This window comes from Nocardia sp. NPDC020380 (assembly GCF_044386975.1).
In the GTDB taxonomy this organism is placed as follows: domain Bacteria; phylum Actinomycetota; class Actinomycetes; order Mycobacteriales; family Mycobacteriaceae; genus Nocardia.
In genome coordinates this window covers 1-6,156 of the sequence record NZ_JBIRVQ010000037.1, presented here as the reverse complement: position 1 = coordinate 6,156, position 6,156 = coordinate 1, and the positions used below count along the sequence as shown (strand labels likewise).

At 67.0% G+C, this 6,156-nt stretch carries 2 protein-coding genes; both read right to left on the bottom strand.

The window, feature by feature from the left end; genetic code table 11:
* The coding region (locus ACH438_RS46155) for a beta-ketoacyl synthase N-terminal-like domain-containing protein (RefSeq protein ID WP_397017689.1) at positions 1-5,268 on the bottom strand (5,268 nt) is incomplete at its 3' end.
* Between the two features lie 42 nt (positions 5,269-5,310).
* The coding region (locus tag ACH438_RS46150) for a phosphopantetheine-binding protein (protein WP_397017687.1) at positions 5,311-6,156 on the bottom strand (846 nt) is incomplete at its 5' end.

Sequence of the window (6,156 nt, the reverse complement as noted above, 5' to 3'; positions counted from 1 at the left end):
ACGCCCCACACCATGACGCACCACCAAATGCCTCGCAAACAACGCACCCAAACCACCCGTACCACCCGTAATCAACACCACACCAGCAGGATCCAGCGGCGGCGGAACAGTCAGGACGACCTTGCCGATATTGCGGCCCTCCCGCAGGTGCCGGAATGCGTCGCCGGCCCGGCGTACATCCCACGAACGGATCGGCCCGTGTTCGAGAACGCCCGCCTCGAACAGTGCGACAACCGCACACAACATTTCCTGAATACGCTCGGGCCCGGCCTCATAGGTGTCGAAGGCCCGGTACCGTACCCCCGGATATTTGCGCGCGACATCCTCCGGGTCACGGATATCTGCCTTACCCATTTCGAGGAACCGGCCGCCACGCGGCAGCAATTCCAGTGACGCGTCCACGAATTCGCCGACGAGAGCATCGAGTACGACATCCATGCCCGCCCCGGCGGTGACATCCCTGAACGTGTCACGGAATCCGACATCACGGGAGGAGGCAATGTGCGAGCCGGAAATTCCGAGCGCCCGGACCGCATCCCACTTCGACGGGCTCGCTGTCGCGAACACTTCCGCCCCGAGGTGGCGCGCCAACTGCACTGCCGCCGTTCCGACACCACCGGCGGCGGCGTGTACCAGCAGCCGTTCACCCGGCGCGAGGCCGGCGAGATCCACCAGCCCGTAGTACGCGGTCAGATATGCCACCGGCACCGCGGCCGCGGCCTCGAAGGTGAAACTCTCCGGCATCGGCACGATCATTTGCCGATCGGCCACCGCCATCGATCCGAAGCAGTCCGACATCAGCCCCATGACCCGCTGACCGGGTATGAGATCCGTTATGCCGGAACCGACTTCGAGAACGACACCCGCTGCCTCGGTGCCGAGTGGCGCCACGCCGGGATAGGTTCCGAGCGCGATCAGTACGTCCCGGAAATTCAGTCCGGCAGCGCGCACGCCGACACGTACCTCGTCGGGGCCCAACGCTCGATCGGCGGCGGAACCGACAATCACGAGATCCTCGAACGATCCCTTTCTATCGATCGACAATCGCCATGCGCCGGAGACTCTGCCCGCCGATGCCCGCTCGAGCCGGGGTGCCAGCCACCGGCCCGCGCGAACCGCGAGTTGCGGCTCATCCCCGCCGAGCAGCGTAGGGGATTCCGGGAGTGTGTCATCGTCGTCGAGGTCCACGAGTCCGAACCGTCCCGGATGTTCGGACTGGGCGCTGTGTACCAGCCCCCAGACGGCCGCCTGCGCCGGGTCCGGAGCTTCGGCGTCCACCGCGACCGCAGTGCGGGTCAGCACGACCAGCCGCGCTGCGCGCAACGACGGACCGGCGAGCCAGCGCTGTACCAGACTCAGCGCGCTCGCGGCGGCCGCCCGCGCGGCTTCCCCACCGTCCACGCCGTCCGGCGCCGATACCGCCGCGATCACGACGTCCGGGACCGAATGCCCCTCGGCGAGTGCCTGTTCCAGCGCATCGATATCGTCGAAGCGCTCGCTCCCCACCGCGACGTCACGCAGCGCGGCAGGCTCGCCGAGCACGGCCGTCCGTACCCGCACGGCTCCGGCCGCGGGCGGGACCGGACGCCAGCCGACTTCGAACAATGAATGCTGCGTGTTCCGTTGCGCGCCATCGAGCTGTGCCGGATCCACCGGGCGCCCGACGAGCGCATTCACGCTCGCCACCGGTTCACCGTCCCCTCCGGCGATATCGATACGCAGCCTGGACCGGCCGGACAGTACTATCCGCACTCGCGCCCGTGCGACGCTTCGGCCGGTGATCTGCACCCCGGACCAGGAGAACGGAAGCTCCGCGGAAGATCCCAGCTCCTTGTCCAGCAGACCGCCGTGCAGCGCCGCGTCGAAGAGCGCCGGATGCAGTCCGAAGCCGGTGGAGTCGACGTCATCGGGCAGCGCGATCTCCGCATAGAGGGTGTCGTCCGCTCGCCATGCCGCGCGAAGTCCGCGGAACGCAGCTCCGTATTCGTAGCCGACGTCGGCCAGCCGCTCGTACAACCCGTCCACCACGACCGGCTCGGCACCGGCCGGCGGCCACTGTGCGGGCAGCCGGTCGGGTGGTGCGACGACCGCTGTGAGCATGCCGCGGGCATGGCAGATCATGTCCGGTTCGTCGCCGGATGCGGGGGACGAGTAGATCGCCACTGCACGACGCCGGTCCGCATCGGGCGCCGCGACGGTGACCTGCACCTGTCTGGCCGAATCTGCGATGAGCACCAGCGGCGCTTCGAGAATCAATTCCTCCAGTGCGGGAGTCCCCAGATGGCGACCGGCCGCCAGCGTCAGCTCCACCAGGGCGACACCGGGGACGAGCACGGTCCCGAACACCGCGTGGTCGCGGGTCCACGGCTGGGCGTCCTGGGAAAGCTGTCCGGTGAACACCCATTCGTCGCGGTCGCCCACCTGGAGTGCTGCCGCCAGTAAAGGGTGGTCAATGGGGGCGAGACCGGCCGCACTCACCTCACCCGCACCGGTATTCGGCGACAGCCAATACCGCTGCCGCTGAAACGCATACGTCGGAAGGGGAACGCGTGCCGCTCCCCGGCCCGCATAGAACGCCGGCCAATCCACGCCCGCACCCGCCGCGAACACCCGACCCAGGCAACCCGCGAAAGCATCACCTTCTGCAATCCCTGCCCGCAATGCCGGCACGAGCAGCACACCCTCGCGCCCTTCCAGACACTGACCGGCCAACGCCGTCAACACCGCATCCGGACCCAACTCCACAAAACGCCGAACACCCGACCCCCACAGGGTCTGAACTCCATCGGCAAAACGCACCGCCCGCCGTACATGCTCGACCCAATACTCCGAATCCGTCACCTCCGAAGACACCACACCACCGGTCACATTCGACACCAATGGAATCCGCGGCATCCCATAGGTGATCGACGCGGCCAGCTCGCGAAACTCGGCAAGCATCGGTTCCATCAACGGCGAATGAAAGGCATGCGACACCCGCAACCGTGTCGTCTTCGCTCCACCGGCGGCGAATATCGCCGCGACTTCCTCGACCGACTCCTCCACACCCGAGATCACAGTCGAGGTAGGACCATTCAGAGCGGCGATCGATACCGATTCCGCAAAGCCTTCGAGCACACCGAGGACCTCGGACTCCGCCGCTTGTACGGCGATCATCGCCCCACCCGACGGCAGAGCACCCATCAAACGACCACGCGCCACCACCAAACGAGCCGCATCCCCCAGCGAAAACACCCCCGCCACACACGCAGCAGCAATCTCACCCACCGAATGCCCCATCACATAATCCGGACGCACCCCCAACGACTCCACCAACGCGAACAACGCCACCTCGACCGCAAACAACACCACCTGAGTGAACTGCGTCGACCCCAACAACCCCGCCTCAACAGAACCCTCCCCCGCCTCCAGCAAACCCCGCACCGAACGACCCACCAACGGATCCAACTCCGCACACACCTCATCCAGCGCCCGACCGAACACCGGGAACACCCGCGCCAACTCCACACCCATCCGAACCCGCTGCGAACCCTGACCACTGAACAAAAACGCCGTCTTACCCCCCACCACACCCACACCCACAGCCACACCACCGGCCAACGCCGACAACCCCTCCAGCAACTGCTCACGATCAGCAGCCACCACCACACCCCGACGCTCCAACAACGCCCGCGACATCACCTGCGAAAAACCCACATCCCGCACCGAAACATCAGGCCGCCCAACAACAAACGACCGCAAACGCGCCGCCTGCTCCCGCAACGCCACCTCACCACGCCCCGACAACACCACCGGAACCGGCACCGAAACCGCCACCGGCACCGAAACCGCCACCGGCACCGGCACCGGCACCGGCGTCCGATCCTCGGCTGGAGCTTCCTCCACAATCACGTGCGCATTCGTGCCACTGACGCCGAACGACGACACACCCGCACGACGCGGACGCTCCGAAACCGGCCACGGCCGCGCCTCGGTCAGCAACTCCACCCGCCCCGACTCCCAATCCACATGCGGCGTGGGTGCATCCACATGCAAAGTCGCAGGCAACATTTCGTGCCGCAACGCCTGCACCATCTTGATCACACCCGCCACACCGGCCGCGGTCGAGGAGTGCCCGATATTCGACTTGATCGACCCCAGCCACAGCGGATCGCCGGTACGCTCCTGCCCGTAGGTCGCCAGCAGTGCCCGCGCCTCGATCGGATCACCGAGCTTCGTTCCGGTACCGTGGCCCTCGACCGCATCCACATCCGTCGCACGCAGGCCCGCGTTCGTCAGGGCCTGCCGGATGACACGTTCCTGCGCAGGTCCGTTCGGCGCGGTCAGCCCGTTACTGGCACCGTCCTGATTGATCGCCGTACCACGCAGCAATCCCAGTACCTGGCGCCCGTTCCGGCGGGCGTCCGACAGTCGTTCCAGCACAACAAGTCCGAGGCCGTCGGAGAATCCGGTCCCGTCTGCGGCCGCCGCGTAGGCCTTGCATCGCCCATCGGGCGCCAAGCCACGTTGCCGGCTGAACTCCACCAGCAAGAAGGGGCCCGCCATGACCGTCACACCGCCTGCCAGGGCCAGCGAGCACTCCCCCGACCGCAGTGATTGCGCCGCCAGATGCAATGCCACCAGCGAGGACGAACAGGCCGTATCCACCGACAGTGCAGGGCCTTCGAGCCCGAGGCTGTAGGCGACGCGGCCGGATACGACGCTCGTGGTGGCTCCGGTCAGGCGCAGGCCCTCCAACTCCGGCGGCGGTGTCGTCCCGTAGTCGGACGGTCCGACACCGCAGAACACGCCGGTATCGGAGCCGCGCAGGGCGGTGGGATCGATGCCTGCGTCCTCCAGTGCTTCCCAGGCCGCTTCCAGCAGCAGGCGCTGCTGTGGGTCCATCGCCAGGGCCTCGCGCGGACTGATGCCGAAGAAGTCCGCGTCGAAATCGCCTGCACCGCTGACGAATGCGGTCTCACGGGCGTACATCGTGCCGAGCTGATCGGGATCCGGGTCGTAGAGCTTCGCCAGGTCCCAGCCGCGATCGTCCGGCATGGCCGACACCGCGTCCCGGCCGGCCGCCACCAGCTCCCACAGTTCGGCCGGCGAAGTGACGCCGCCGGGGTAGCGGCAGCTCATGCCGACGATGGCCAGCGGTTCGGTCGCGCGTTCCTCGTACTCGTGCAGCCGCGCCCTGGTCTCGTTGAGGTCGACAGCGACCTTCTTCAGATATCGGACGAGCTTGTCCTGCTGTGCATCCTTGCTGGCATTTATTTCAGAGCTCATGGCCGTCTTTCCTGCAGTAGTCCCGGCTTGGAGTCGCGCGCGTCAGGATTCGCCGAATTCGGCGTCGATCAGGTCGAATACCTCGTCCGCGGTCGTTGCGGCGTCGATCAAGGCACTGGTGCTCCCGGCCCCGGTGGTCATCGTGGCTACCAGGGTGCGCAGGCGTCCGGCCACCCGTGCCCGCTCGCCGACCGCAATGGTGGCGAGCATGGCTTCGAGCCGCTCGAGCTCTCTGTCGATGGGCGGTATGGACGTGCCCGGCTCGCCACCGAACTCGGTGAGCAGGAGGGCAGCGATCGCGGCAGGCGTCGGGTGATCGAAGACCAGTGTGGTCGGCAGCCGCATCCCGGTTACCCGGGTGAGTCGATTACGCAGATCCACACCCGCCAATGAATCGAATCCGAGATCCTTGAATGCCCTTGCCGGATCCACCATTTCGGCCGATTCGTGGCCCAATATCGCAGCCACCTGCGCCTGGACCAGGCTCACCACGACCTGCGCCCGGTCTCCCTCGGCGACCCCCTGCAACTGGTGCGCGAGCGAACCTCCGGCCGACTCCGCGCGGCGCCTCGGTACTCGTACCAGCCCGCGCAGCAGTGCTGGCAGCATCCCAGCGCGTGCCTGTTCACGCAGCACCGCCGGATCCAGCCGCACCGGCGCGAGCAATGCGGCGTCCAGGCCGAGGGATCGGTCGAACAACTCCAGGCCGAGCTCCGTCGATAGTGGTTCCGCGCCCATTCGTGTGAGCCTGGTGCGGTCGGCGTCGGTCAATTCACCTGCCATACCGCCTGCTGCCCAGAGTCCCCAGGCCAGGGAAACACCCGGCAAACCAGCCGCCCGCCGCACCGCCGCCAACGCATCCAAACCCGCATTCGCCGCCGCATAATT